20 protein-coding genes are annotated in these 23,060 nt (G+C 63.5%); 5 read left to right on the forward strand and 15 right to left on the reverse strand.

Annotated features, from left to right (window positions below; genetic code table 11):
- Nucleotides 1–238 precede the first annotated feature (238 nt).
- The 4 genes from L981_RS16705 to L981_RS16720 all read right to left on the reverse strand — a co-directional run bounded on the left by L981_RS16705 (nt 239) and on the right by L981_RS16720 (nt 3,308).
- Nucleotides 239–646, reverse strand: coding sequence for a GFA family protein (locus L981_RS16705; RefSeq protein ID WP_043618442.1), 408 nt, complete (start codon nt 644–646; stop codon nt 239–241).
- Between the two features lie 108 nt (nt 647–754).
- Complete coding sequence (locus L981_RS16710; RefSeq protein ID WP_043618444.1) at nt 755–1,531, reverse strand: MetQ/NlpA family ABC transporter substrate-binding protein; 777 nt, start codon at nt 1,529–1,531, stop codon at nt 755–757.
- Between the two features lie 39 nt (nt 1,532–1,570).
- Entirely contained in the window at nt 1,571–2,236 is a 666-nt protein-coding gene (locus tag L981_RS16715; protein WP_043618446.1) for a methionine ABC transporter permease, read from the reverse strand.
- Nucleotides 2,226–3,308, reverse strand: coding sequence for a methionine ABC transporter ATP-binding protein (locus L981_RS16720; RefSeq protein WP_043618448.1), 1,083 nt, complete (start codon nt 3,306–3,308; stop codon nt 2,226–2,228). Before L981_RS16720 ends, L981_RS16715 begins: the two co-directional genes overlap by 11 nt.
- A gap of 414 nt (nt 3,309–3,722) precedes the next feature.
- On the opposite strand from L981_RS16720, the gene L981_RS16725 reads away from it, so the two are divergent.
- Nucleotides 3,723–4,595 carry an NAD(P)-dependent oxidoreductase gene (locus L981_RS16725; protein WP_043618451.1) on the forward strand — a complete coding sequence of 291 codons (873 nt, stop codon included), beginning with the start codon at nt 3,723–3,725 and terminating at the stop codon, nt 4,593–4,595.
- A 53-nt stretch (nt 4,596–4,648) separates the two neighbouring features.
- Here L981_RS16725 and L981_RS16730 read toward each other — a convergent pair whose 3' ends face one another.
- The 5 genes from L981_RS16730 to xylA form a co-directional block, all read right to left on the reverse strand.
- On the reverse strand, nt 4,649–6,016 hold the full coding sequence (locus L981_RS16730; protein ID WP_043618454.1) for a GH1 family beta-glucosidase: 1,368 nt from the start codon (nt 6,014–6,016) through the stop codon (nt 4,649–4,651).
- Between the two features lie 146 nt (nt 6,017–6,162).
- Nucleotides 6,163–7,344, reverse strand: coding sequence for a Gfo/Idh/MocA family protein (locus L981_RS16735; RefSeq protein WP_043618457.1), 1,182 nt, complete (start codon nt 7,342–7,344; stop codon nt 6,163–6,165).
- Between the two features lie 282 nt (nt 7,345–7,626).
- Nucleotides 7,627–8,679: a sugar phosphate isomerase/epimerase gene (locus tag L981_RS16740; protein WP_043618460.1), complete on the reverse strand. Its 1,053-nt coding sequence runs from the start codon at nt 8,677–8,679 to the stop codon at nt 7,627–7,629.
- A gap of 337 nt (nt 8,680–9,016) precedes the next feature.
- Nucleotides 9,017–10,528 (reverse strand): globin-coupled sensor protein, encoded by a 1,512-nt coding sequence (locus L981_RS16745; RefSeq protein WP_052201834.1) that lies wholly within the window; start codon nt 10,526–10,528, stop codon nt 9,017–9,019.
- Nucleotides 10,529–10,907: 379 nt separating this feature from the next.
- The gene (gene xylA, locus L981_RS16750) at nt 10,908–12,218 is read right to left on the reverse strand and encodes a xylose isomerase (RefSeq protein WP_043618463.1); all 1,311 of its coding nucleotides are present in this window, start codon (nt 12,216–12,218) and stop codon (nt 10,908–10,910) included.
- Nucleotides 12,219–12,360: 142 nt separating this feature from the next.
- Here xylA and L981_RS16755 point away from each other — a divergent pair, with 142 nt between their 5' ends.
- Nucleotides 12,361–12,723 carry a nuclear transport factor 2 family protein gene (locus tag L981_RS16755; RefSeq protein WP_043618614.1) on the forward strand — a complete coding sequence of 121 codons (363 nt, stop codon included), beginning with the start codon at nt 12,361–12,363 and terminating at the stop codon, nt 12,721–12,723.
- 35 nt (nt 12,724–12,758) lie between these two features.
- On the opposite strand, the gene xylB is transcribed toward L981_RS16755, so the two are convergent.
- The 5 genes from xylB to L981_RS16780 all read right to left on the reverse strand — a co-directional run bounded on the left by xylB (nt 12,759) and on the right by L981_RS16780 (nt 19,599).
- Nucleotides 12,759–14,213, reverse strand: a complete 1,455-nt coding sequence (gene xylB, locus L981_RS16760) for a xylulokinase (protein ID WP_043618466.1) — start codon at nt 14,211–14,213, stop codon at nt 12,759–12,761.
- A 50-nt stretch (nt 14,214–14,263) separates the two neighbouring features.
- Nucleotides 14,264–15,301 carry a LacI family DNA-binding transcriptional regulator gene (locus L981_RS16765; protein WP_043618469.1) on the reverse strand — a complete coding sequence of 346 codons (1,038 nt, stop codon included), beginning with the start codon at nt 15,299–15,301 and terminating at the stop codon, nt 14,264–14,266.
- 145 nt (nt 15,302–15,446) lie between these two features.
- Complete coding sequence (locus L981_RS16770) at nt 15,447–16,562, reverse strand: metallophosphoesterase (RefSeq protein ID WP_043618470.1); 1,116 nt, start codon at nt 16,560–16,562, stop codon at nt 15,447–15,449.
- A gap of 84 nt (nt 16,563–16,646) precedes the next feature.
- On the reverse strand, nt 16,647–18,236 hold the full coding sequence (locus L981_RS16775) for a DHA2 family efflux MFS transporter permease subunit (RefSeq protein WP_156134123.1): 1,590 nt from the start codon (nt 18,234–18,236) through the stop codon (nt 16,647–16,649).
- A 151-nt stretch (nt 18,237–18,387) separates the two neighbouring features.
- Nucleotides 18,388–19,599, reverse strand: a complete 1,212-nt coding sequence (locus tag L981_RS16780) for an HlyD family secretion protein (RefSeq protein ID WP_043618475.1) — start codon at nt 19,597–19,599, stop codon at nt 18,388–18,390.
- Nucleotides 19,600–19,790: 191 nt separating this feature from the next.
- Between L981_RS16780 and L981_RS16785 the strand changes: the two genes are divergently transcribed.
- From L981_RS16785 to L981_RS16795, 3 genes are all read left to right on the forward strand, one after another.
- On the forward strand, nt 19,791–20,471 hold the full coding sequence (locus L981_RS16785; protein WP_245281652.1) for a TetR/AcrR family transcriptional regulator: 681 nt from the start codon (nt 19,791–19,793) through the stop codon (nt 20,469–20,471).
- A gap of 95 nt (nt 20,472–20,566) precedes the next feature.
- Nucleotides 20,567–21,406, forward strand: a complete 840-nt coding sequence (locus L981_RS16790) for an AraC family transcriptional regulator (RefSeq protein ID WP_043618617.1) — start codon at nt 20,567–20,569, stop codon at nt 21,404–21,406.
- A 171-nt stretch (nt 21,407–21,577) separates the two neighbouring features.
- Complete coding sequence (locus L981_RS16795; RefSeq protein WP_043618480.1) at nt 21,578–22,327, forward strand: TerC family protein; 750 nt, start codon at nt 21,578–21,580, stop codon at nt 22,325–22,327.
- Between the two features lie 237 nt (nt 22,328–22,564).
- Here the strand turns inward: L981_RS16795 and L981_RS16800 are convergent, their stop codons facing one another.
- Nucleotides 22,565–22,945, reverse strand: a complete 381-nt coding sequence (locus tag L981_RS16800) for a VOC family protein (RefSeq protein ID WP_043618485.1) — start codon at nt 22,943–22,945, stop codon at nt 22,565–22,567.
- Between the last annotated feature and the right edge of the window lie 115 nt (nt 22,946–23,060).

Below are 23,060 nucleotides of genomic sequence, written 5' to 3' on the forward strand. Positions count from 1 at the left end.
TCATCCGCCTGCCGGCACCTTCTCCCCGCAAGCGGGGCGAAGGGACTTGCGGCACCGCCCCTGCTCACAAAGCTAACCCCAGCTTTCGGCTGCGACTTGCAGGCGGTCCCCGGGGTTCCCGGGTACAGAGAGCTCCGTGGCGCCCCAGCGCGGCACGTCCCCTCGCCCCGCTTGCGGGGAGAGGGTTAGTCCTCGGGTTTAACCCGAGGAGAGGGGCAGTTTCACTTAGCGAACGCAGTTAGCCCGGCAACGCCTCGCACTCCCCAAGCACCAGCGCGCTCCGGTCCCATTCATGCCGGCTGCGCGTGAAGATCGCATCGGTCGGCTGAAACACCGAGGGGTCATCGAGCGTGCCGGCATAGATCGACACACGCGGATCATCCGGCGGACCTGAGCCGTGCACCTGGCTACCGCAGGTCTCGCAGAAATAGCGAACGGATGGATTGCCGTTTTCGGCGCGCGTCTCATAACCGCGGCCCGCGCCCGACATCGACACATCGGCGCGGTCGAAGATCATATAGCAGCAATGGCCGGTTCCGGTCGTACGCTGGCAATCGCGGCAATGGCAGAAGCCGGAAAAGAGAGGCTGAGCCTTCAGCTCATACCGGATCGCACCGCAGAGACATCCGCCCGTCATCGCATCCATGTCCTACCCTCCTCAAGGCAGGCGGAGGATAACGCTGCGCGCGGTCCGGTCAAAGAAAAACCGCGCGCCAGGGTGCGGCGCGCGGTCGATAGCTCGCTTGGGCAGAGCTTACCAGCTTGGGATCAACGCGCCCTTGAAGGTGTCGTTGATGAAGGCACGCACCTTTTCGTCGTGGTAGGATTCGACCAGCGTCTTCACCCACGGCGCGTCCTTGTCGGCCTTGCGAACGGCAATGACGTTGGCGTAGGGCGACTTTTCGCCTTCAATCGCGATTGCGTCCTTCTTCGGATGCAGGCCGGCTTCCATCGCGTAGTTGGTGTTGATGACGGCCGCGTCAACGTCCTGCAGCGAGCGCGGCAGCTGGGCAGCGTCGAGCTCGGCAAAGGTGATGTTCTTCGGGTTCTCGGTGATGTCGGCCGGCGTGACCTTGAGGCCAGCCTCTTCCTTGACCTTGATCAGACCCTTGGACGCAAGAACGAGCAGCGCGCGGCCGCCATTGGTCGGGTCGTTCGGGATGGCGATCGTTGCGCCGTCCGTGAGTTCATCGAGGCTCTTCACCTTCTGCGAATAAACGCCCATCGGGGTGGTGATGGTGGTGCCGACGCTGACGATGTCGAAGCCGCGATCAGCGATCTGGTTGTCGAGATAGGGCTGGTGCTGGAACGAGTTGGCGTTGAGGTCGCCGTCAGCCAGAGCCTGGTTCGGAACGACGTAGTCGGAGAATTCGAGGATCTCGATGTCGAGGCCCTTGGGGGCTGCGACTTCCTTCACCTTCTCCATGATCTGGGCATGTTCGCCCGGCGTGACGCCGACCTTGATGGTCTCGGCAAGCGCCGTTCCGGCGGTGAGAGCGGCAATCGCTGCCGCGATGATGAGCTTCTTCATGGTCGTCTCCTTGTTCACGTTTAAGTCTTGGGAGGAAAATCAGGTCTTGCGGTTCTTCTTGTCGAAGCGCCGCGCGAGGCCATCGCCGGCGGTCTGGACGAGCTGCACCAGCACGATCAGCACGATGACGACGACGAGCATCACGTCGGGCATGAAGCGCTGGTAGCCGTAGCGGATGCCGAGGTCGCCGAGCCCGCCGCCGCCGACGGCGCCGACCATCGCCGAATAGCCGATAAGGCTGACGGCCGTCATGGTGAGCGCCAGCGTCAGCGCCGGCCGCGCTTCGGCAAGTAGCACCTTGAAGACGATCTGCATCGGGGTCGCCCCCATGGCACGCGCCGCCTCGATCAGCCCCTTGTCGATTTCACGGATCGCCGCCTCGACCAGACGCGCGACGAAGGGGATGGTGGCGATCGTCAGCGGTACGATCGCCGCCTTCGTACCGATGGAGGTGCCGGTGAGCAGTCGGGTAAACGGAATGATGGCGACGACGAGTATGATGAACGGCGTCGAGCGCGTGGCGTTCACAATCAGCCCGATGATCCGGTTGAGCGTCGGCGCCGGAAAGAGCTCGCCCTTACCGCTGGTGGCGAGGAAGATACCGATCGGCCCACCGATCAGCGAGCCGATGAGGCCGGCAATGGCGACCATGTAGATCGTGTCGACGGTGGCGCCGCCGATGCGCAGGAGAATATCAGGCGACATAACCGAGCACCTCCGTGACCAGACCGTTTTCGACAAAGAAGCGTTCGGCGCGGCCGGACGTCTCGGCATCCGCGCCATAGGCGACGACCAGCGAGCCATAGGGCGCGCCGCCAATTTCATCGATGGTGCCGGCAATGATGTTGACCTCGGCGCCGACGGACTTGATCAGCTGCGAGATCAGCGGCTTTTCGGCCGCAGCCCCGAAGAAGGTGAGCCGCACGACGGCGCGATCACCGGCCGCAGGCTCAGGCTTCAGGGCGCGGGCGACCGCGTCTGGAAGCTTTGAGCCTGGGAGGCCCGAAAGCAGCGCCCGCGTCGTCTCGTGCTTCGGATGAGTGAAGACATCGAAGGTGTGGCCACGCTCGACGATGCGGCCGTGATCGATGACGGCAACATCCGAAGTTACCGCCTTCACCACTTCCATCTCGTGGGTGATGAGCAGCACCGTCAGGCCGAGATCGGCATTGATGCGCTTCAACAACTCCAGGATCGACTGGGTCGTCTCCGGATCGAGCGCCGAGGTCGCCTCATCGGAAAGCAGGAGCTTCGGCTCGGTCGCAAGCGCCCGGGCAATGCCGATGCGCTGCTTCTGGCCACCCGAAAGCTCGGCCGGATAGCGCCCGTGCTTGTCGGCAAGGCCGACGAGATCGAGCAGCGGCAGCACGCGCTGTTCGATCGCGCGCTTGTCCATGCCCGCGATTTCAAGCGGCAGCGCGACGTTTCCGAACACGGTGCGCGAGGAGAGCAGGTTGAAGTGCTGGAAGATCATGCCGACGGAGCGGCGCAGGCTGCGCAGCGCCGCCTCGTCGAGCCCGCCGACATCGACGCCGTCGACCAGCACCTTGCCACCCGTCGGTTTTTCGAGCCCGTTGACCAGCCGGATCAGCGTCGACTTGCCGGCACCGGAACGGCCGATGATGCCAGTGATCGAGCCACGATCGACGGTCAACGAGACCTTGTCGAGCGCAGTGAAGGCGCCGCTGGTGCCGGACGCGGGGAAATGCTTGGAAACGCCGTCGAAGACGACGGCCGCGTCAGCCGATGGCGCGGTGTTTTGGGCGGAAACGCTCATCGTTCGGAAATCCCCGAATGAGGCGCAGTCGGAATGTGCGGGTACATAAGTGCTCTCGGATGTTCAAAACTCATGATCCCGGGCCTGGCCGGGATGGAACGCGCGTCTGGTCAGGCCGACATTCGACAACGCATTCGGAACAGGGAGCACTTCTCTAACATCAAGCAACCAGTCAGTTCAACTTTGGCGCCGCATGGCCCGCACGCGACATAATCTACGGCTCTTATGGAGAATTGCCACGCCCTTTCACAGGCATGATTTTCCTGATTATGGCAAACAGCGGCAAAACCATGCTCTTTTGCGTGGCAGGGCACCGTCATCCCGCAAATCGCCATCTTGGATATCCTTGTTCGGGCGGACTGTGCCCGACCGCATTTCATGCTAACGGGCAGGGACAGGATTACGAGGTGAGAAATGCGCATCGTCTTGACCGGAAGTTCCGGCCGCATCGGCAGAGCCATCTATAACGCACTCGCCGCTGACGACCATGACGTCATCGGCATCGACCGTGCCCCGTTCGGCACCACGGCCATCGTCGGCGACTTCGTCGATGGCGAGCTGCTCGAGCGCGCGATGGAAGGGGCGGACGCCGTGATCCATACGGCTGCCCTGCACGCGCCGCATGTGGATGCGGTCGCCGACCAGGAGTTCGAGCGCGTCAACGTGATGGGCACGCATCTGGTGATTGCCGCAGCCCAGGCCGCCGGCGTCGGCCGCATCGTCTTTACCAGCACGACGGCACTCTACGGCCATGCGGTCACGGAAGGCGGCTGCGCCTGGATCACCGAGGAGACGCCACCGAAGCCGCACACCATCTACCACCACACCAAGCTTGCGGCCGAAGCCCTGCTCGAAAACGCCGCCGATCGCGCTTTGCATGTGCGCGTGCTGCGCATGTCGCGCTGTTTCCCCGAGGCCGCCGATCGTATCGCAAGCTACCGCCTGCACCGCGGCATCGATGCGCGCGACGTGGCTGCCGCGCATGTGGCAGCACTCGACAATGGCGGCCCGGCCTTTCAGCGTTACATCATCTCGGGCGAAACGCCCTTCCTTCCAACGGATTGCCGCCGGCTGGCGGAGGACGCGACGGGACTCTTGCGCGAACGTGCGCCAAAACTGAGCCAAGCCTTTTCCGATCGCGACTGGTCGCTGCCCGCGACCATCGACAGGGTCTACGACCCGAGTGCTGCGATCGAAAAGCTCGACTGGAAGCCGCGTTACGGCTTCAAGGAAGTGCTGGCCCAGCTCGACCGGCAGAGCCTGGAAGTCCTGCCGGTCCGGCGGTGAAGTGACCGAGCCGCACGGAAACACCACGGGCGGGTGGGCCGCCCGCTTGAGCGTCAGACGTGGTTGCCCTTGGGAAACTGTTCGGCGAGCGCCTGGTACCACTGACCGCTCTTCTTGATGGTGCGGACCTGGTTGTCGTAGTCGACATGCACGATGCCGAAGCGCATCTTGTAGCCCTCGGCCCACTCGAAATTGTCCATCAGGCTCCAGGCGAAATAGCCGCGCATCGGATAACCCTCGGAGATCAGGTCCGCCGTCACCGACAGATGGTCGGCGATGTAGTCGAGCCGCGGCTGGTCGTCGACGATGCCGTTCTCGACGCCCATGTTGTAGCAGGCGCCGTTCTCGGTGATGTAGCAGGCGGGCAGCTGGTAGGTCGCGTTCAGCGTCTTGACCAAGCTGCCAAGCGCCGGGGCATAGACTTCCCAGCCGATATCCGTCTTTGTCTCGCTCACCGGCTTGGCATTGATGGTTGCCGGGTATTCTGCGCCATAGGCCGGATCGTCGCTCACCCGCATCGGCGTGTAGTAGTTCAGCCCCCACCAGTCGAGCGGCCGGGAGATCGTCTCCATGTCACCGTCTTCGATCGCAGGCATACGGTCACCGAGCGCACTCATGAAACTCTCGGGGTATTCTCCCTTGAAGATCGGGCCGAAGAAGACGCCGTTGTGGAAGTCGAAGGCACGGTCGGCGGCTTTCTTGTCGGCCGCGCTGTCGCTGCCCGGATAGACCGAATGCGCGTTGATGACGATGCCCGTGGGGAGGTTCGGCCGCTCGGAGCGGATGGCGTCGACGCCGAGCCCGTGCGCCAGATTGGTGAAGTGCAGCGCATGCAGGGCTGCATCCATGTTGCGCTCGCCCGGCGCATGGATGCCGTAGAGATGGCTGAGCCACACCGAGCACCAGGGCTCGTTGAAGGTCGCGACCGCATCGAGCCGGTCGCCGAGGCGAGCAATCACCGTCTTGGCGTAGCGCTGGAAGGCATAGGCCGTCGTGCGCGCCGTCCAGCCGCCATCGCCCATCAGCGCCAGCGGCAGGTCCCAATGGTAAAGTGTGGCGAAGGCCTTGATGTTGCGGGCCTTGAGGCCGTCGACGAGACGGTCGTAGAAATCGAGCCCCTTCTCGTTGATCGGACCGGTACCCTCAGGAATGATCCGCGGCCAGGCAACGGAAAACCGATAGGCATCGACGCCGAGACTCTTGATCAGGTCCAGATCTTCTTCCAGGCGATTGTAGTGGTCGCAGGCGACATCGCCGTTGTGACGCCCGAAGACACGGCCCGGCATATTCGAAAAGGCATCCCAGATCGACGGCTTGCGTCCATCGGCCTTGGTCGCGCCTTCGATCTGGAAGGAGGCGGTCGCCACCCCGAATACGAAATCGCCCGGAAAGCGCTCTGCCAGGATCTTGGGATCGGTCATCTCTTTGTCTCGTCTCGTTCCGCCCCCGCCGCCAGCGGGACCTTGTTTTTCGGTTTGTAGAGGGCCGACCTAAAACGATGCCGGCAAATGTCAACTCGCGAAAAAGGGCGGGAAAGCCCCGCCCCTGCGCCGGTATTAGCCTGTGGCTATACCTTTACCCACGCCCCATTTCGTTTGGATGACTGGACGCAGGCATCGACGAAGACCATGCCCTTCATGCCGTCGTCGATGGTCGGATAGGTGACGGCCGGATCGATCTTCTCGCCCTTGCGCTTGGCAAATATGGCGCGCGCCGCCTCGGTGTAGATGTTGGCGAAACCTTCGAGATAGCCTTCCGGATGGCCCGACGGAATGCGGCTGACGCGGTTTGCGGCCGCACCCGCGCCGGCGCCGGCGCGCGTGAGCAGGCGCTTCGGCTCGCCGAACGGCGTGTACCAGAGATAGTTCGGGTCCTTCTGCGTCCATTCGAGCCCGCCCTTGGTGCCGTAGACGCGCACCATCAGACCGTTCTCGTGGCCGGGCGCCACCTGGCTGCACCAGAGCAGACCCTTGGCGCGCTCGCCGTCCTTCGCCTTGAAGCGCATCATCACATGGGCATTGTCGTCGAGCTGGCGGCCGCCAACGAAGCTGTCGAGATCGGCAGCGAGTTCTTCCAGCTCGAGGCCGGAAACGAAGGCACCGAGATTATAGGCGTGCGTGCCGATATCACCGGTCGACCCGCCGGCGCCGGAGCGCGCCGGATCCGTGCGCCAGGCCGCCTGCTTCTGACCGGACTGTTCGATGTTTTCCGTCAGCCAGTCCTGCGGATACTCCATCTGCACCAACCGCACCGCACCGATCTCGCCATTGGCGACCATCTCGCGCGCCTGTCGCACCATCGGATAGCCGGTGTAGTTGTGCGTCAGCACGAACAGCGCATCGCTTTCGTCCGCCGCCTTCTTCAGCTTCTTCGCGTCGCCAAGCGTCGAGGTCAGCGGCTTGTCGCAGATCACGTGGATGCCGCGCTTCAGGAATTCCTTGGCCGCGGCATAGTGCACGTGGTTCGGGGTGACGATCGCCACCGCCTCGATGCCGTCCTTCAGCTTCGCCTCGCGGATCGCCATCTGCTTGAAGTCGGAATAGACGCGCGACGGATCGAGCCCAAGCTCGCGGCCGGAGCTTTCGGCCTTTTCCGGCGTCGACGACAGCGCGCCGGCCACCAGTTCATAGTGATCGTCGAGCCGGGCTGCGATGCGGTGCACCGCGCCGATGAAGGCGCCGGAGCCGCCCCCCACCATGCCGAGCCGGATGCGGCGCTCGCGCTTCTCGCTCGTACCTTCGATTGCCATAGTCTTCTCCCCTGTTTCCGTGTCGTACGTTTGTTCGTTTGTTTCGTGGGCTTTGGCCCTCATCCCGCGGCGAGGGTTCGCCCCTCATCCGCCTGCCGGCACCTTCTCCCCGCTCGCGGGGAGAAGGGAACTGCCGCACCCGCTCGCCACGAAAACCTCGGCAACGTGTCCGGAAGGGGCGACGGCCAACGGTCGTGCACGTCCCCTCTCCCCGCCCGCGGGGAGAGGGTTAGGGTGAGGGGCCACGGCGGCCCCTTGTGGGCGGCCGGGTCCGCAGCCGCCTCAGATCCCCAGCATCCGCCGGTTGGCCGCCTCGTCCGTGCCGCCATCGGCAAAGTCATCGAATGCCTTCTCGGTGACGCGGATGATGTGGTGCTTGACGAAATCGGCACCCTCGCGCGCGCCATCCTCCGGATGCTTCAGCGCGCATTCCCATTCGACCACGGCCCAGCCGGAAAAATCATTGGCCGCCATCTTCGAGAACACCGCGCCGAAATCCACCTGGCCGTCGCCGAGCGAACGGAAGCGGCCGGCCCGGTTGACCCAGCCTTGGTAACCCCCATAGACGCCCTGGCGTCCGGTCGGATTGAACTCCGCATCCTTGACGTGGAACATCCGGATGCGGTCCTTGTAGATGTCGATATTGTCGAGATAGTCGAGGCACTGCAGCACGTAGTGCGACGGGTCATAGAGCATGCAGGCGCGGGCATGGTTGCCGGTGCGCTCCAGGAACATCTCGTAGGTAATGCCGTCATGCAGGTCTTCGCCCGGATGGATCTCGTAGCAGACGTCGACGCCACAATCTTCGGCGTGGTCGAGGATCGGCTTCCAGCGCTTCGCCAGTTCATCGAAGGCGGTCTCGACGAGGCCGGCCGGCCGCTGCGGCCAGGGATAGACGAAGGGCCAGGCAAGCGCGCCGGAGAAACTGGCCATCGCGTTTAGCCCGAGGTTCTTCGAGGCCGTCAGCGCCAGCTTGACCTGCTCCACCGCCCAGGCCTGCCGCGCCTTCGGGTTGCCGCGCACTTCGGGTGCTGCAAAGCCCTCGAAAGCTTCGTCATAGGCCGGATGCACGGCGACGAGCTGGCCCTGCAGATGGGTCGAAAGCTCCGTTACCTCGACGCCGTTGTCGCGCGCCGTGCCGGCAAACTCGTCGCAATAGGCTTTCGAGGTCGCGGCCTTTTTCAGATCGATCAGCCGTGCGTCCCAGCTTGGCACCTGCACGCCCTTGTAGCCGCAATCGGCCGCCCATTTGGTGATCGCATCCCAGGAATTGAACGGCGCGGCATCGCCTGCGAATTGCGCAAGAAAGAGCCCTGGCCCCTTGATGGTCTTCATGCTGATTTTCCTCCCGATGGCACGGCCGAAGATCGCTCGATCCGTCCGAGCAATTGCCGGACGACGGCGCAAAGCTCGTCGCTTTTCCGGTACAAATGACAGGCCTGAAACGTTGCAGGCGCTGCACGCTACCAGATTTTTCCAAGGGGGCAACCGGCGAAGGCACAGATTCCCCGAACTTTTGTAATCGATTTCATTTCTTATGCCCGACAGGCCGCCGAACCGCGTTGCAAATGGAGCATCAGCGCTTGCGGTGCACGTCCGGCAGTCGGCCCGCAAAGAGAAAGGGCGCCATCATGGCGCCCCTTCCCCCTCGTCCGCCGCTCTCCTCAGACGATCATCCGTACCGCCGGTTGGCAGTTGCAGGCGTAGGCCTGCCTTGCCGCCCGGAGGATACGGTGAACTGATCGACCAGCCCCTTGAGCGTGGTGCTGACCTGCATGAGTGTGTGGGTCGCAGCGCTGGTCTCTTCCACCATCGCCGCATTCTGCTGGGTCATCTGGTCCATATTGGTGACGGCCGTATTGATCTCGGCCATGCCGGCCGACTGCTCGCGGGCGGAGCCTGCGATCGCATCGATATGGCCGTTGATGTGGATCACCTGGTCGCCGATGTGATGCAGCGCCTCGCCCGTCTTGTTGACCAGCGACACACCCATCAGCACGTCCTCCGCCGACTTGTCGATCAGCTCCTTGATCTCGCGTGCCGCTTCGGCCGATTTCTGCGCCAGCTCACGCACTTCCTGTGCGACGACGGCAAAACCCTTGCCGGCCTCGCCGGCACGCGCCGCCTCCACGCCTGCATTGAGAGCCAGAAGGTTGGTCTGGAAGGAAATCTGGTCGATGACACCGATGATCTGGGTGATCTTGCGCGAGGATTCCTCGATCGCGCTCATCGCCGCGACCGCCTGTTCGACGATCGCGCCGGATTTGCGCGCCTCTTCGGTCGCGTTTCCGACGACCCGCCGCGCCTCCTCGGCGCGTGATGCCGCCTCCTTGGAAATCGTGGTAATCTCTTCGAGCGCAGCGGCCGTCTCCTCGAGCGAAGCTGCCTGCTGCTCCGTGCGCCGCGCCATGTCGTCCGTCGCCGACACCAGTTCGCCGGCATTGTTGGCCGTCTCTTCGGAAGCCCCCACGATCGCGCCAAAAGTCTGGTCGAGCTTGCCGAGGGCCGCATTGAAGTTGGACCTGAGGCTTGCGAATTGCGGCGCGAGTTCATGGGCGATGACGGCGGTCAAATCGCCATCGGCTAGGCGCTTCAGACAGTTTTCGAGCGCGGAAAGCGCGTCTTCCTGCTGGCCGTTCAAGACCTCTCGCTCGGCTTCGGAGCGCTCGCGCTCTTCCTGAAGCGCTTCGAGATAGACCGAGATGGCATAGTCCATGTCGACCATCGCCGCCTTGACGACGGCGGCCACATCCGTTCCGATCTCCTTTGCCTTGTTGCGGTGAAGGAAGCCCGTCAGGTGGCTCTCGATGACGCTCTTGAGGATGGATTCGATGATCAGCGCATAACCGCCGATGTACCAGCGCGGCTCCAGGCCGAGGCGCGCATGGGTTTTGCCAATCGTGGTGACGGCATCGACATATTGCGCGTCGAACCGGGCCGATGCGATCAGTTCCCAGTGTTTTGCCTGTCGCGCCTTCGCCCCCTGCACATGCGCGTCGCTGGCAAAGAAGCGCGCCGTCTCGGGATTAGCCCGCGCCTTGGCGTAGAATTTGTTCAGCGCCGTATCCAGCGAGGCGGAAATGACGGGCAGCGAGCGCGCGAGCGCCGTCCGTTGCACCTCGTCGAGATCGACGAACTGAAGCCGCTCGGTCAGCAGTTTTGTTTTTGAATCGAAGCTGGTCATGCGAAAAGTTCCCCCGGAGCCGCGGCAGGACGCATGACAAGTCGCCGCTGCAGCTGAAGGTCCGGCGTACCCTGCACCCGACGTTTACCATATTATAAAGTAGAAATAACTGTAAATTGTATATGACAAATACTGCTATCATTGATTGAATATTGATAGCACGAAGCCCGCCTCCGCTGAAAGCACGAAGCTATCGACGGTTGCGCATGAACATAAGTATTTGCTGAATAAGATTTCCATGAAATCCGCGCTCCAGCAACAACCAGAAAGCGTCATGGATTTCCTGCTGTGAAAAAACACAAATCCAGAGTGGCAAATATGACAAAAATCAAAAGCGGCCGGAAAGATCCGGCCGCCCGTTGCATGTACCGCTCGCCGCTCAGACGTAGCGGTTGACGACGTTTTCCAGCAACTCCTGCTTGCCGGACTTCGGCTGCGGGTTGAGGTCGGATTTCAGCACCCAGGCCTCGATCTCCTCCAGCGAGAAGCCGCCGTCGAGCATCTTCTTGGCTTCCGGCACCTGCCAGCCGGCATAACGCTGGTCGAGCGGCTGCGAGAGCGCCTTGTCCTCGATCATCTTCGCCGCTGCCTTCAGGCCGCGGGCACAGCAATCCATGCCGCCGATATGGCCAATCAGCAGGTCTTCCGGGTCGATCGACTGGCGGCGCAGCTTGGCGTCGAAGTTCGTACCGCCGGTCGCAAAGCCGCCGCCGGCCAGAACCTGGTAATAGGCGAGCGCCATTTCCGGCACGTTGTTGGGGAACTGGTCGGTATCCCAGCCGGACTGATAGTCGTTCCGGTTCATGTCGATCGAGCCGAAGATGCCGAGCGCGTTGGCGAGTGCCAGTTCGTGCTCGAAGGAGTGGCCGGCAAGGATCGCATGGCCCTGCTCGATGTTGACCTTCACCTCGTTTTCCAGGCCGTAGTTCTTAAGGAAGCCGTAGACCGTCGCGACGTCGTAGTCGTACTGGTGCTTGGTCGGTTCCTGCGGCTTCGGCTCGATCAGGATCGCGCCCTTGAAGCCGATCTTGTGCTTGTACTCGACGACGAGGTTGACGAAGCGGCCGAGCTGATCGAGCTCGCGTTTCATGTCGGTGTTGAGCAGCGTCTCGTAGCCTTCGCGTCCGCCCCACAGCACGTAGTTCTGGCCGCCGAGACGCTTGGTGGCGTCAAGGCAGGTTTTCACCGTCGCTGCGGCAAAGGCAAAGACATCCGGGTCCGGATTGGTTGCCGCACCCGACATATAGCGGCGGTTGGAGAAGAGGTTGGCCGTGCCCCAGAGCAGGTTGACGCCGGTCTCGGCCTGCTTCTTTTCGAAGTAGTCGACGATCTCGTTGAGGTTCTTCGTGTTCTCGACGAAGCTTTTGCCTTCCGGGCGCACGTCAGCGTCGTGGAAGCAGTAGAAGGGCACGCCGAGCAGATCGAAGAATTCGAAGGCGACATCGGCCTTCAGCTTGGCCGCCGCCATGTCGTCCTTGAACCAGGGGCGCTCGAAGGTCTGTCCGCCGAAGGGGTCGCCGCCCGGCCAGACGAAGGTGTGCCAGTAGGCAACCGCGAAGCGCAGGTGGTCTTCCATGCGCTTGCCGAGCACGACCTCGTCCTTGTTGTAGTGACGGAAGGCGAGCGGATTGGTGCTCTCCGGCCCCTCATATTTGATCTTGGCGATATCGCCGAAAAAGCCAGTGCTCACGGGTCTTGCTCCTCTTTCAAGAGTGGTGTCGGCCGGCATCGCCATTGCGATAGGCGCGGCCATTACGTGGAAGGTAATTGGTTTCATTCCCTCGGCCGGCGATACCGGAAGCATCGAAACGCCAAACGAAAGGAACACTTCGATGCACGACTTCAACGCCATCGCTAGAACCTACATCACCGCCTGGAACGCCACCGACGCTGCTGAGCGCGCGGCCCTGATCGAGAAGACGTTCGCCGCCGACGTCGCCTACCGTGATCCGATCATGCAGGGCGACAGTCATGCCGGCATCGACGCGCTCATTGCCGGTGTGCAGGGGCAATTTCCCGGCTTCCGCTTCACGCTGAAGGGTGACGCCGACGGTTATGCCGACACGATCCGCTTTTCCTGGGCACTCGGTCCGGAGGGCGTTCCCTCTGTCATCGAAGGCACCGATGTCTGCCAGATCGAAGATGGCCGCCTGAAGACGGTCACCGGTTTCCTCGACAAGGTTCCGGCCCGCTGAGCACGCGGCAGCGGATCGAGACATAGGGCGCCGTATCACGACACGGCGCCCTTGATCGCCGGATAGAGCCGGCGGTAGCGCTGGTAGCTCTCCTCATAGGCCGAAACCAGCGACGCCTCCGGTGCGATGGTCTCGGCCGTGCGCGGCGCATAGCAGGTGGAGACCGGATCGGCGCCGGTCGCGGCAATGAGGCCGAGGCGGGCCGCCCCGAAGGCAGCACCGAAATCGCCGTCGGCGGGCAGATCGACCGGCAGGTTGAGCGCCGTCGCGATCGATTTCAGCCAGTAGCGTGAGCGCGAACCGCCACCGATCGCCGTCACCCGCGCGAGCGTCGTGCCGGCGGCACGCAAAGCTTCGAGGCTGTCGCGAATGGCGAAGGACACGCCCTCCATCACCGCCTGGGTCAGCACCACCCGGCTGCTCTCATGACCAAGCCCGACAAAGGCGCCGCGGATCGCCGCGTCGTTGTGCGGCGTGCGCTCGCCCGAGAGATAGGGGAGGAAGGTGACGCCCGAGGGCGCCTTCAGATTATCGCCAAGCTCGGCGCTCAGGTCGGCAGCACTGCGGCCGGCGATGCCGGAGTACCAGTTGAGCGCATCGGTCGCCGACAGGATCACGCCCATCTGGTGCCAGGTGTTCGGCAGCGCATGGCAGAAGGCATGCACGGCGCTTTCCGGGTTGGGCAGATAGCTGGCATTGGCCGCAAAGAGCACGCCCGAGGTTCCGAGCGAGACGAAGGCGTTGCCCTCGCCGACCGTGCCCATGCCGCAGGCCGAGGCCGCATTGTCGCCGGCGCCGCCGGCAACCACGACGTCACCGGAAATCCCCCAACGCGCCGCCAGTTCCGAACGCAGCTTCCCGGCTGCATCGGTTCCCTCGACCAGGCTCGGCATCTGCTTTTCGTCCATGCCGGTAGCGGCAAGCAGGCTTCCCGACCATTGCCTCTTGCCGGTGTCGAGCCAGGCGGTGCCGGCGCTGTCGGACATTTCCGACATGTGCTCGCCGGTCAGCCACAGGCGCAGATAATCCTTCGGCAGCAGCACCCAGCGCACCTTGGCGAAGATGTCTGGCTCGTTGGCCCGCACCCAGGCGAGCTTCGGCGCGGTGAAACCCGGGAAAACGATGTTGCCGGTGATCGCGCGGAACTGCGGGTCCGCGTCGAGCGCTGCCGCCTCGCGGAAGCTGCGGGTATCGTTCCAGAGGATGCAGGGCCGAAGCACGCGGTCGTCGGCGTCGAGCAGCGTCGCGCCGTGCATCTGGCCGGAGAGCCCGATACCGCGCACCGCCGCAAGCTCCGCCGGGTGTGCCGCCTTCAGCCCTGATATCGCCTCTTCGGTGGCTCGCACCCAATCGGCCGGATCCTGTTCCGACCAGCCGGGATGCGGCCGCGAAACGTCGAGCGCGCCGGAGGCGGAACCGACGATGCGCTGGTCACCATCGATCAACATTGCCTTGACGCCCGAGGTGCCGAGATCCAGTCCGAGATACATGCTTGCCTCCATTGTGCAATTCCTCGAAGGAACTGCGTAAATTCAAAGCACTACGCCGGATCGACCGGCAGGTTGTCCTTCAGGAAAATCTCGATGCGGATGCGCTCCTGCGCGCCGATCACCGCAAGCCCGTCGGCACGGGCCTTCAGCACCCGGATGGCGCTGCGCACCTCATGGCCGGCGTCCTGATTGAGGAGCGCGTCGAGCGTGCCGGAAAGAAGTGCCGCACGGCTATGCGGCGTCAGTTCATGGGCGATGGCGCAAACGGCCTTCTCCCGACCCGCCTTTTCCAATGCCGCGATCAGGCCGCGGTTGCCGGCGCCGAGACTGTAGATGCCGGCAAGCTCGGGGTGATCGGAGAGCAGGCTGGAAACGAGGCGATCGACCTCGGCCGGATCGTCGTGGCCCTCGACGACGGGCAGAAGCCGGCGACCGGGCGCGCTCTCCGCCATGGCTGCGCCAAAACCTTCGAGACGGTCGCGATGGTCGCGCACCAGCATCGAGCCGGCGACGATCGCGACCGGGCCGTTTCGGCCACCGAGGAAACGCCCCATCAGGGTGCCGGCGGTCCGGCCGGCTGCGACGTTGTCGACACCGGCAAAGTGATCTCGCGCAGATCCCGGCAGGTCGGACACCAGCGTCACGACGGCGATGCCGTCCTCACGCAGCGCGTCCACCGCGCTCACGACTTCGGGCGCATCGATCGCGACGACCGCAACGCCGGCCGGGTCAAGCGCCCGCGCTTTATGAAGTGCTTCAGCCAACGCTGCCGGGTCGAAGGCAGGCACGGACAAGACCGTGATCGCCGTGCGCTCGACGGCGGAGCGGACTTTCGCCGCCTCCACCTCGGCCGCAAGGCCGCGCATGAAGGTGTTGTCGCCCTCCGGCAGGATGAAGACCAGCGGATAGGTCCGGCTCTTGGCGAGGTTGGCGGCCGCCACATCGCGCACATAGCCGAGCGCTTCGATGGCGCGCTCGACCTTGTCGCGGGTGACGCTGCGCACGCCCGGGCGGTTGTTCAAGACCCGGTCGACGGTCGCGAGGCTGACCCCGGCTTTGGCAGCGATATCGTGAACTGTCGGGCGCATGTTTTCCTCCGGGTTCTGCCTTTAGAGGAATTTCTGATGTACGTAAATCAAAAATCCGCAAGACGTAGAAAGCGGAGCGCCGTGCCGCTGTCCGAAGAAGACGGAACAGACGCCTTAACGATTTGATTCAGCTCGTTTTTTCGATCTAGGAAAGACGTTTGCTGAAGGCATCGGTAAAGACGACCTCGCCATGGCTCTGTCCGGCCTCCGCCAGCGCCACGTCCATGAAACCATCGGTAACACGCACGAGGGCAAAGCCCCCCATGTAAGCGGCCTTCGGCTTGACGAGATCGAGCCCGCCCTGGCGGTAGATCATCGCCGTTTCGTGCTGGTGGCCGTGGAACAGGCCGATGACGTTGCTGCCCTTGACGGTCTCGAGCAGCGCCTGGCGCTGAGGCACGTTCCACCAATGCGCAGCGCCGTCGCCGTCGTCGTCGAAGGTTTTCGCCTTGGCATCCCAGACCTCGGTCGAAAAGGCGTCCCAGCCATAGTGCTGGAAGAGGATCACCGGCCGGCCATCGCCGGCATAGCTCGCAAGATCCTGTTTCAACCAGGGCAGCCCATTGGCGGCACCCTTGGTCTCGTCGCCACCGAAGCGCTGCAATTGCACCAGATGCAGCCCGCCCCAGTCCCAGGAGTAGCAATCCGAAAGCGGATCGTAATTGGTGACCGGCACCGGCGGCTTGTAGAACACCGACTGGCGGTGGTTGAGTTCGACATAGTCGCGCAGTTCGCGGCGATACCAGTCGACATGCGGCGGCGGCCCGTCCTGGTCGAGGTCGTGGTTGCCGAGGCCGACATAGACGGGCATGTGGACGTGGTCCGGCCCTGCCCCTTCCTGGTAGCGGCTTGAAAATTGCTGCAGCTGCCGGCCCTCGCGCGGCTGGCGCACCTGGCCGCCGCCGTCATCGGTGAGATCACCGCCAAGCACCAGGCCGAGCGGCTTGCCGATCTCCCGCCCGGCGCTTGCAAGTCCGCTCGGCTTGCCGGCAACCGTCTCCGGCCAGCGCATGGCGTGCACGGCGTTCAGCGCTGCCACATGGCGCAGCAGATTGGCGTCCGTCTTGCCTTCGGCCGCGCAGTTGGGAGCAAGCCCTTCGATCGAAACGAGGCAGGCATGGATGTCGTTGGAAAACAGGAACGTCGCGTCGATGGCCGGGACGGCAGCGCGGCTCCGGGAGGCCGCAAGCGCCGCCCCGAGACCGGCAAGGCCGGTCAGGAAAGACCGTCTTGAAAAAGACGCCAGAGCCGATCCGCGCATGCTTCCACCCCTCCGCTATCCGTGGAGAGGAGTGTGCCGCACGTCTTCGCTCGCGTAAACCGTGCGGGCAGCGTTATGCCGGTGTCAGTGACCGCCGCCGCTGGGGCCGACGCCCTCGGGCTTCTTGATCATCATCACACCGAGGATCAGCGACAGGAACAGCACCGTCAAAAGCATGAAGATATCGCCGAAGGACAGGATGATCGCCTGCTTCTGCGCCATGCCGGCAAGCTGCTTGATGGCGATCGTCGTGCCGTCGAGGCCATGGGCGTTGAAGTTGGCGGCCATGTTGTTGAACCGCTCCATCGCCTCCGGATTGCCCCACTGGATATGCTCGGCAAGCCGCGCATAGTGGAAGTCCTGGCGCTGCGTCAGGATCGTGTTGATCACCGCAAGCCCGACTGCACCGCCGAGGTTTCGGGTCAGGTTGAACAGGCCCGAGGCGCCGCGCATGCGCGCCGGCGGCATGGTGCCGAGCGCGATGTTGTTGATCGGCACCATGCACAGCATCAGCCCGACGCCGCGCAGGATCTGTGGGATGAACAGCTCGTAAAAGTCCCAGTCGGCCGTCAGGTGGCCCATGATCCAGGTGCCGCTGGCAAAGCTGGTGAAGCCGATCGTCATCAGCACGCGCGGGTCGAGCTTGCCCGAGAGAATGCCCGCGACCGGCGCCGTGAAGAACATGGCAAGGCCCGAGACGAACATGGTCTCGCCGATCATCAGCGAATCGTAGCCGCGGATACGGCCGAGATAGAGCGGATAGAGATAGGTGAGGCCGTAAAGGCCGATGCCCATGACGAAGGAGAACATCGAGCCGAAGGCGAAGTTTCGGTTGGCAAAAGCCCTGAGGTCGACGACTGGAAACTCCACCTTGAAGGCGCGGTAGAAGAACACGATGGCGGCAATCGCCGAAGCGACCGCACCCATGACGATGTGCTCGTCGTTGAACCAGTCGTTGGTATTGCCCTCTTCCAGCACGTATTCGAGCGCGCCGAGGAAGACCGCCATCGAGGCCAGGCCCCACCAGTCGAACTTCTTGAACAGGCTGAGCTCCGGCTTGTCGAAGTCGATGAAGGTCCAGGTAAGCGTCGCGACGATGATGCCGGGAATGACGTTGACGAGGAACAGCCAGTGCCAGGAGAAGGCGTGGCTGAGATAGCCGCCGACCGTCGGGCCGATCGTCGGCGCCAAGGTCGCGATCAGGCCGATGATCGGCGAGACGATGTTGCGCTTCGACGGCGGGAAGATGGTGAAGGCGGCCGCAAAGACCGACGGGATCATGCCGCCGCCGATGAAGCCCTGGATCGCACGGTAGACGATCATCTGGTCGATGTTCGTCGCGGTCGCCGCAAGCGCGCTTGCGGCGGTGAAGCCGGCCGCCGAGACAGAGAACAGCACACGCGTCGAGACGATGCGCGCAAGCGTGCCCGAGAGCGGGATCATGATGACTTCGGCAATGAGGTAGGAGGTCTGCACCCAGCCGATCTCGTCCGAACCGGCGGAAAGGCCGGCCTGGATTTCAGCAAGGGAGGCCGAGACGATCTGGATGTCGAGGATGGCCATGAACATGCCGACGACCATGGCGAAGAAGGCGATCAGCCTCTTCGGGTCCATGTGCTCCTCGACCTTCGGTGCGGCGGCCGCCACCGAGCCTGCAGTTGCCGTTGCGGCCATCTCAGCCACTCCTTGCATGGGCGCTCATGGGCGCCGGCGTTCTGGACATGCGCGTGTTTCGCCGCGCCGACGTTCCGGACTTCACCCGCGCTCCGTGGCGCCGGGGTCTCGGCAAAAGGCGCACCCAAGGGCGCGCCGGCATTGCGTCCGCTTACTTGGTCGCGGCAACCTTGGTCTGGTCCGGCGCCGTGCGCGTGTCGACATCGACGACGACGCTCAAGCCCGCGCGCAGGTGCCCTTCGGCCAGCACGTCAGCCGGCAGGGTGATGCGCACCGGCACGCGCTGGATCACCTTTGTGAAGTTGCCGGTGGCGTTTTCCGCCGGCAGCAGTGAGAAGACCGAACCGGAAGCCGGCGAGATCGAGGCGACCGTGCCTTCGATCGCGTGGTCCTCATAGGCGTCGACATGCACCTTCACCTTGGAGCCCGGCACCAGATGGGCGATCTGGGTCTCCTTGAAGTTGGCGTCGATATAGAGCTGATCGACCGGAACAAGGGCGGCAAGCCGCTGGCCGGCCGACACGAGATCGCCCACCTGCACCGCGACGTTGCCGACGATGCCGTCATAGGGCGCCTTCAGCACGGTGAAGCCGAGGTCGCGGTTGGCCTTGTCGCGCGCAAGCTCCAGCGAACGGATCTCGCTTTCGGCTTCCGTACGCTGCGCTTCGAGAACAGTGATGCTGGCATTGGCAGCGGCAATGTTGGCGTCCGCTCCGGCAAGGTTTGCCCGTGCCTGGTCGAGCGCTACATCGGCGTTGTCGAGCGAAGCGACGGTGCCAACGGCCTTGGACTGGAGGTCGCTCGCGCGCTTCTGCGCGAGTTCGGCGCCGCGCACCGTCGCTTCGAGAGCCTTCTTCTGCGCTTCGGTCTGGGCAAGGCTCGCCTTGGCGCCGGCAATCTGCGCATCGAAGCGGCTGAGCGCCAGCTTCTGGGTGGCGATCTTCGCCTCTGCCTGCTCGGCCGCGATGCGGTAGTCGCCGTCGTCGAGCGTCACCAGCGGATCGCCCGCCTTCACCTTCTGGTTGGCGACAGCGTCGACCTTGGCGACATAGCCGGAAACCTTCGGCGAGATCGTCGCGATGTCGCCTTCGATATAGGCGTCGTCGGTGGAGATCATGAAGCGGCCATTGGTCCACCAGTCGTAGCCATACCAGCCGCCGGCAGCCAGGAGCGCCAGGCCGAGCACCGGAAGGATGGGCTTGCGCGCCTTCTTCTGCGGCGCGGCGGCTTCCTTTGCCGGAGCCGGCGCGACCGCCTGCTCTGCAGCGGGGGCCTTCGCCTCGAGCGCGGTTTCCTGCTGCACTTCGAAAGTCTCGTCGACGGGACGGACGCGGGCAGCGCTGGACGTGTTGGATGCGGACATTGGGCACCGGCCTGGTTAAAGATTGCTGAACGAACTGAACCGTTCGGTTCGATTGGAACTTGACATAAGCCCTTTCTGGTCGCATATCAAGAGGAAATCGAACCGCGCGGTTCGATGACTAAAATTTAATATGAGCAGGACGGAAACAAGCGACCATCATGAGCGGGGCAAAGAGCGGAACCCAGGACATCATGCAGCCGGCAGTCGGCATGGATGAGGATCTCTGTTCGGGCGGCGGCCGACACGCTGCCGGCGAGGATCCGGCCAAGCGTGAGCAGATCCTCGAAGGCGCGCGACGCGCATTCCTGAGCCAGGGCTTCGACGCCGCCAGCATGAACGACATCACCCGCGAGGCCGGCGTCTCCAAGGGCACGCTCTACGTTTATTTTGAGAACAAGGAAGACCTTTTCAAGGCGCTGATCGTCAAGGGCAAGACCCGGGTGGTCCAGACCGCCAAACACGCGCTCAACGATCACGACGACGTGGAAGAGTCGCTCTACGATTTCGGTGTGACGCTGACGACCAGCATGACGGCGGAAGAGACGATCCGCTCCATGCGCATGGTGATCGGCGTGATCGACCGCATGCCGCATCTGGCCGAACGCTTCTTCAGCGAGGCGCCGGAAAACGGCTACACCGTTCTCAAATCCTATCTCGACCGCCAGATTTCCGCCGGCACCCTCGACATCGAAAATACCGAGATGGCCGCCCGGCAGTTCATCGAAATGGCGCAAGCCGGGCTCTTCAAGCATCGGCTGTTCGGCGGCATGTGCTCGGCACCGCCGAAGGAACAGATCGAGGCGACGGTCACCGCGGCTGTCCGCGTCTTCATGTCCGCCTACGGACCGAAGAAACAGGCCGAGCAAGGCTGAACTCTTCCGGCAGCCCGGCGTTACAATCCAGCAATTGCGATCAAGCGCGCCTTGCGGCAACACCCTATCACCGGGGCGTTGCCAAGGGAGTGATGATGAGTGCCATCGGACGGGCGGTCTGGTTCATCGAAAGCCATTTCGCCAAGGACATATCGCTGGAGGAAATCGCCGGAGCCGCAGGGCTCTCGCGCTACCACCTGTCGCGCGTCTTCGGGCTGGTCACCGGCCGCTCGATCAGCGCCTATATCCGCGGCCGGCGGCTGAGCGATGCCGCCCGGGCGCTTTCCGACGGTTCCATCAGCATTCTCTCGGTGGCGCTCGATGCGGGCTACGGTTCGCACGAGGCTTTCACCCGTGCCTTTCGCGATCAGTTCGGCGTCACACCCGAAACGGTGCGCAAGCAGAGGCACATTCGAAACATCGAACTGATGGAGCCTTTAAGGATGGACGATAACCGCCTCTTGAAAATCGACCCGCCGCGCTTCGAAGACAGCCCGCCGCTGCTCTTGGCCGGTCTTTCGGAAACCTACGCCTACGGCCGCACCGAGGGCATCCCGTCGCTCTGGCAGCGGTTCAATCGCCATTTTGGCGACATTCCCGGCCAGAAGGGCACCATCGCCTATGGCGTGTGCAGCGACAGCAACGGCGAGGCCGGCACCTTCCGCTACATGGCGGCGGCCGAAATCAGCGACGCCGACGACCTGGCCGAGGGCTTTTCGACAGTGAGGTTGCCGAAACAGCGCTACGCGGTCTTTCTGCATCGTGGCCACATCTCCGCGATCGCCAAAACCGCCGACTACGTCTTCGGAACATGGCTGCCGGAATCCGGGCTGCAGCACGGAGAAACACCTGACCTCATCGAACGCTATGACGAGCGCTTTGACCCGCATTCGGGCATGGGCGTCGTCGAAATGTGGATTCCGGTCAAATCGTAAACGGTAAAGCGCCGCCACAATAAGGCGGCGGCGCTTGTCTCTTCCGCAATGTTTCTTAAATACTTTCGGCGATTCTTGCGCGACGACGCGCCACCACTCGCAGCGCCGCACGTCCATCGGACGCGCTAGGCCGCTGCGAAACTTTGAAGTGCTGAAAGAGAAAGATCGCCGATGCAGGACCTCCTGTTGCTTGCCCAAGACCCCGCCGCCTGGGTCGCCCTCATCACCCTCGTCGTCATGGAGGTGGTTCTCGGCATCGACAACCTGATCTTCATCTCGATCCTCACCAACAAGCTGCCGCCCGAACACCGGGAAAAGGCCCGCCGCATCGGCATCGGCCTTGCGCTCGTCATGCGCCTGGCGCTGCTTGGCACCGTCGCCTGGATCGTCAAGCTGACGACGCCTGTGTTCGAGGCCTTCGGCCACGGCTTCTCCTGGAAGGACATGATCCTGATCGCCGGCGGCCTGTTCCTCGTCTGGAAGGCGACCAAGGAGATCCACCACAACGTCGATCCGAGCGATCACGGCGAGGACTTCATCGCCTCCTCGGCGATCAACAGCTTCGGCGCGGCGATCGGCCAGATCCTTCTGCTCGACCTCGTCTTCTCCGTCGACAGCATCATCACCGCGGTCGGCATGACCCCGCACCTGCCGATCATGGTCATTGCCGTGGTTGCCGCCGTCACCGTCATGCTCGTTGCCGCCAACCCGCTTGCCAACTTCATCGAGAAGAACCCGACGATCGTCATGCTGGCGCTCGCCTTCCTCCTGATGATCGGCACGACGCTGATCGCCGAAGGCATGGGCCTGCATGTGCCGAAGGGCTACATTTACGCCGCCATGGCCTTCTCGGCGCTGGTCGAAATCCTCAACATGGTGGCGCGCAATGCGCGCCTGAGGAAGGCCGGAAAGCTCGACTGACGAGCCGGCTGAAAAACAATCCCGTCATGAGAAAGGCCCGCATCCTAGATGCGGGCCTTCTGCTTGCGGGAGTTCTGGAAGACGCGGAGCCCGAAACCGGCCGTCAACCGCGAGCCATCGGCGGCAAGACAAACGGGGTCGTTTCCCCTTGCCGTCGAGCCTGCCGGGGCCGGTCTCCACGCCTTCTGGTTGGACAACGCATCTCTTCAGGAAACGTTCCGATCCGGTTTCAACCCGTCAAACATCCGGACGATGGCCGACCTCGACCAGGATGTTGCCAGGGATCGTTGCGTAAAAGACGTATGCGCCGTGCCGGTCGGCAGGCGGGATCACCTGGACACCGGCTTCGCGCACCCGCTGGTAGACGTCGTCGACCTCGGCCCGCACCGGCAGCAGAAAGCCGATGTGGTAGGTCTGGGCCCCGAGGCTGACCTGGTCGCCGCCGCCGAGCGCGGTGATCGGCGGGCTGACGACAAGCACCAGGCCGGAACCGTCCGTCAGGCGATAGAAGGCATCCTTGCCGCGTTTTTCGACCAGCGTCAGGCCGAAATGATCGATGAGGAAGGACGCCGTTTCGGCAACGACAGGGCTATGGAGGTCGATATGGTTCAGTCGCATGTTACAGTCTCCGTGTTCGAGAAACGCGGCGGACTGCGTCGATTGCATACACCCCGCCGCGGACCGATGCGATTGCATCGGAACCACGTCGTGGGTTCGAACGGGACGTTCGAGC

The sequence above is a fragment of the Ensifer sp. ZNC0028 genome (assembly GCF_000799055.1).
Taxonomy (GTDB): Bacteria; Pseudomonadota; Alphaproteobacteria; order Rhizobiales; family Rhizobiaceae; genus Ensifer.

Excerpts from the sequence above, each read along its gene's own strand:
- L981_RS16705 (WP_043618442.1), bottom strand. The coding sequence starts at position 646 with ATGGATGCGATGACGGGCGGATGTCTCTGCGGTGCGATCCGGTATGAG.
- L981_RS16710 (WP_043618444.1), bottom strand. The coding sequence starts at position 1,531 with ATGAAGAAGCTCATCATCGCGGCAGCGATTGCCGCTCTCACCGCCGGA.
- L981_RS16715 (WP_043618446.1), bottom strand. The coding sequence starts at position 2,236 with ATGTCGCCTGATATTCTCCTGCGCATCGGCGGCGCCACCGTCGACACG.
- L981_RS16720 (WP_043618448.1), bottom strand. The coding sequence starts at position 3,308 with ATGAGCGTTTCCGCCCAAAACACCGCGCCATCGGCTGACGCGGCCGTC.
- L981_RS16725 (WP_043618451.1), top strand. The coding sequence starts at position 3,723 with ATGCGCATCGTCTTGACCGGAAGTTCCGGCCGCATCGGCAGAGCCATC.
- L981_RS16730 (WP_043618454.1), bottom strand. The coding sequence starts at position 6,016 with ATGACCGATCCCAAGATCCTGGCAGAGCGCTTTCCGGGCGATTTCGTA.
- L981_RS16735 (WP_043618457.1), bottom strand. The coding sequence starts at position 7,344 with ATGGCAATCGAAGGTACGAGCGAGAAGCGCGAGCGCCGCATCCGGCTC.
- L981_RS16740 (WP_043618460.1), bottom strand. The coding sequence starts at position 8,679 with ATGAAGACCATCAAGGGGCCAGGGCTCTTTCTTGCGCAATTCGCAGGC.
- L981_RS16745 (WP_052201834.1), bottom strand. The coding sequence starts at position 10,528 with ATGACCAGCTTCGATTCAAAAACAAAACTGCTGACCGAGCGGCTTCAG.
- L981_RS16755 (WP_043618614.1), top strand. The coding sequence starts at position 12,361 with ATGCACGACTTCAACGCCATCGCTAGAACCTACATCACCGCCTGGAAC.
- xylB (WP_043618466.1), bottom strand. The coding sequence starts at position 14,213 with ATGTATCTCGGACTGGATCTCGGCACCTCGGGCGTCAAGGCAATGTTG.
- L981_RS16765 (WP_043618469.1), bottom strand. The coding sequence starts at position 15,301 with ATGCGCCCGACAGTTCACGATATCGCTGCCAAAGCCGGGGTCAGCCTC.
- L981_RS16770 (WP_043618470.1), bottom strand. The coding sequence starts at position 16,562 with ATGCGCGGATCGGCTCTGGCGTCTTTTTCAAGACGGTCTTTCCTGACC.
- L981_RS16775 (WP_156134123.1), bottom strand. The coding sequence starts at position 18,236 with ATGGCCGCAACGGCAACTGCAGGCTCGGTGGCGGCCGCCGCACCGAAG.
- L981_RS16780 (WP_043618475.1), bottom strand. The coding sequence starts at position 19,599 with ATGTCCGCATCCAACACGTCCAGCGCTGCCCGCGTCCGTCCCGTCGAC.
- L981_RS16785 (WP_245281652.1), top strand. The coding sequence starts at position 19,791 with ATGCAGCCGGCAGTCGGCATGGATGAGGATCTCTGTTCGGGCGGCGGC.
- L981_RS16790 (WP_043618617.1), top strand. The coding sequence starts at position 20,567 with ATGAGTGCCATCGGACGGGCGGTCTGGTTCATCGAAAGCCATTTCGCC.
- L981_RS16795 (WP_043618480.1), top strand. The coding sequence starts at position 21,578 with ATGCAGGACCTCCTGTTGCTTGCCCAAGACCCCGCCGCCTGGGTCGCC.
- L981_RS16800 (WP_043618485.1), bottom strand. The coding sequence starts at position 22,945 with ATGCGACTGAACCATATCGACCTCCATAGCCCTGTCGTTGCCGAAACG.